The following is a 2,786-nucleotide window of genomic DNA, read 5'->3' as shown; positions in this document are numbered from 1 at the left end:
GCAGGATGGCGCCGGACTCGAACACCGCGAAAGGCGCGCCACCATCCGCCGGCGCATGATCCACGATGGCCGGAAGCTTGCCATTGGGGTTCACTTTCCGGAACTCTGGCTTGAGGTGGTCACCCGCCAACATGTCATAATTGATGAGCTGGTGAGGCAGGTCGAGCTCCGCCAGCATGATGGAAACCTTGTGCCCATTGGGCGTCGGCACGAAGTGCACGTCGATCATCTTGAATTCCTCCCCGTGTTACCGGGCATTTTTTTGTATTATTGATTTGGCGAATGCGTGGTGCAGTTGGCGCCTAGGTCTTCACGACCATGCGCTCGGCTTTTGTCCCGTCGGCGCGGATCGGATCGTGCGCAACGTCCTTCTCGGTCAGTACGCGGTTCCACGCAGCGAATTCAAGGCATACGCCATCTGGATCGAAGAAATAAACCGAGCGCACGAAGACATCATCGGTAACCACCGGGCTCGACTGGGTCGGCGAGTCGTCGTGGTTCAGCTTGGGCGTGACATCGATACCCATGGCGACGAGTCGGTCGTAATATTCGTCAAACTTGTCCACTGCCACGTTGATCGCGATATGGTTCATCGATCCGTGAGCCGATGCGATGTTGCCGCGCGTCGGCAAGGCCGCAGGCGCTGCAATACCGGGCGCGGCCTCAGGGGCATTCGGGAACCAGAAGAACGCAATCGAGTCGCCATTGCCAACGTCGAAGAAAAAATGCTGTCCGAAACCGAACGGCAGTTCGATCGTCTTGGTCAGTCGCATGCCCAGTTTATCGCGATAGAATTCGACCGTCCGCGCCATGTCCTTGCACACAAGTGCGAGGTGATTGACTCCCAGGAATTCGAACGCGCCAGGCTCGGCTTGCGACATGGGTATATCCTCCAGTTGAATTCGGCGGCTTCATATGCCGTCACTTTAGAAATCCGTTCTAACACAAATCCGCACTTTTCATCAACTAAATTGACATACAGCCTGACGAAATTCATTGCGCGATCTGGAAAAATCCAGAAATTCCAGAACAATACCACCCGAGAGTATTGCACCAGCGAACAAGGGACCGTAGCCATTGGCTTTTCGTATCTGTATAGAAAGCGCCATGACAGATAGTGATCTTGAAACGATAGGCATTGAGCAAATGCTGTTGACCCTGTTGCAGGGCTTCTACTGGTTCGACGAGGGGCTTCAGAACTATCTGCGTTCGCGCGGCTGGCCGACTGTCACGCGCCCCCAATCCATGGTCATGGCCAATATCGTCATGGGCGTGCGCTATCCTTCAGACATCGCCCGGCGCCTCGGCATCAGCCGTCAGGCGATCCACAAGACAATCAAGTCCATGGTGGCGATCGACATGGTTGCGCTGGTCGATGACCCGGACAATGGGCGTGTGAAGCTTGTCCAACTGACCAAGACCGGCGAAGCCATGCGCCGCGATGCCCAGCACGCCATGCGCCTCATGGCAGATGAGCTCGTGGCCCGTGTCGGCAAGCGATCGGTCATGCGAGCTGCAACCGCCCTCGCGCAGGACTGGGGTCCTCCGCTGACCTTCGAACCGAGCAAAAAAAGCCGCTAAGGGCGCACCTGAAGTCTATCAGCGACCTGGAATGGGCTGGACTTATCCAGATTTTTCGTCACCCTTGTTGATATGTACCGGCGCCTGCGGGGCAATTCAGCCGACGGAAAGACGACGTGATTACACAAGAATATCCGTTCCGCATCGACTTCGTCTCATCCGAGTCCCGGACAGCCAGGGCTGCCCTTGCGGGCGGAAAGCCCTGCCAGGGACTGTACTGGCAACCAGCCTCGGAGCGTCCACGCATCGCTATAATCGCAACCCATTACAACGTTGATTTTTCCGAACGTTACTTGGCACGCAGCTTTACCGAACGCGGCATCGGTTTTCTGGGTTGGAACACGCGGTATCGCGCCAATGAAGACCTCTTCATGCTGGCAGATGCCATCACGGATATCTCTGTAGGCGTACGATGGCTGCGCGAAGTCGCAGGTGTCGAGACGATCGTGATTCTCGGCAATTCGGGCGGCGGGTCGCTGATGGCCGTCTATCAGGCCGAAGCCACCGAGCCGAGCCTCGGAGGCCCCCGGGCAAGGTATGACGACGTGGAGCGATTGCTGCCTGCCGATCTCTACATCTCGTTGAATGCTCACCTCGGTCGGCCGGAAGTGCTGACAGCCTGGATGGATCCTTCCATCGCGGATGAGGGTGATCCCTTGTCCCTCATTCCGGAGCTTGACCCGTTCGAGGGCGAAAACCATCCGCCTTATTCTGCTGAATTCATCTCGCGATATCGCGCTGCGCAGGTCGCGCGCAATCACCGTATAACCGCATGGGCGCAGCAAGAGCTCGCGCGGTTGCAGGCCGCCGGCACGCTGGACCGGATATTTCCGGTCTTTCGCTGCTGGGCAGACCTGCGCTTCATGGATCCGGCGATAGATCCCTCGGACCGACCCGCGAACTTCTGCTATCGCGGTGATCCGGCAAAGGCCAACCGGACGCCCTCGATCGGACGGACAAGCAGCCTGCGCACATGGCTGGACATGTGGAGCCTCGAAACGTCGAATTGCAAGGGCGCATCCCACCTGGCCAAGCTGGCGGTTCCGGCACTCGTGATCCAAAGCACAGGCGACGCCGGGGTCTTTCCCTCCGACGCCCGCTCCATTTTCGACGCGATCGCGATGGACGACCGCGAACTGCAACTCGTCCCAGGCGCGCACTATTTCGAGGACAACCCCGCCTATCGCGAACAGGTCGCCGACATG

General features: G+C 58.2%; 4 protein-coding genes. 2 read left to right on the top strand and 2 right to left on the bottom strand.

Annotated features, from left to right (window positions below; all coding sequences use genetic code 11):
* Both ACESNB_RS14045 and ACESNB_RS14040 read right to left on the bottom strand, forming a co-directional pair.
* Positions 1-229: glutathione S-transferase N-terminal domain-containing protein (locus ACESNB_RS14045; protein WP_373008370.1), on the bottom strand; the 229-nt coding region annotated here is incomplete at its 3' end.
* Between the two features lie 73 nt (positions 230-302).
* A complete protein-coding gene (locus ACESNB_RS14040; protein WP_373008368.1) occupies positions 303-881 on the bottom strand; it encodes a VOC family protein in 579 nt (192 codons plus the stop codon).
* A 226-nt stretch (positions 882-1,107) separates the two neighbouring features.
* Here ACESNB_RS14040 and ACESNB_RS14035 point away from each other — a divergent pair, with 226 nt between their 5' ends.
* Together ACESNB_RS14035 and ACESNB_RS14030 are read left to right on the top strand one after the other, a co-directional pair.
* A complete protein-coding gene (locus ACESNB_RS14035) occupies positions 1,108-1,581 on the top strand; it encodes a MarR family winged helix-turn-helix transcriptional regulator (protein WP_373008366.1) in 474 nt (157 codons plus the stop codon).
* Between the two features lie 119 nt (positions 1,582-1,700).
* Positions 1,701-2,786, top strand: a 1,086-nt coding sequence (locus tag ACESNB_RS14030; protein ID WP_373008372.1) for an alpha/beta hydrolase, incomplete at its 3' end; no start/stop codon positions are given.

Source organism: Hyphomonas sp., assembly GCF_041689225.1.
GTDB lineage: Bacteria > Pseudomonadota > Alphaproteobacteria > Caulobacterales > Hyphomonadaceae > Hyphomonas.
This window is presented reverse-complemented; position numbering and strand designations above follow the sequence as displayed.

What these genes read in the sequence shown, in the direction of transcription:
- ACESNB_RS14040 (WP_373008368.1), bottom strand. Translation starts at nt 881, where the DNA reads ATGTCGCAAGCCGAGCCTGGCGCGTTCGAATTCCTGGGAGTCAATCAC.
- ACESNB_RS14035 (WP_373008366.1), top strand. Translation starts at nt 1,108, where the DNA reads ATGACAGATAGTGATCTTGAAACGATAGGCATTGAGCAAATGCTGTTG.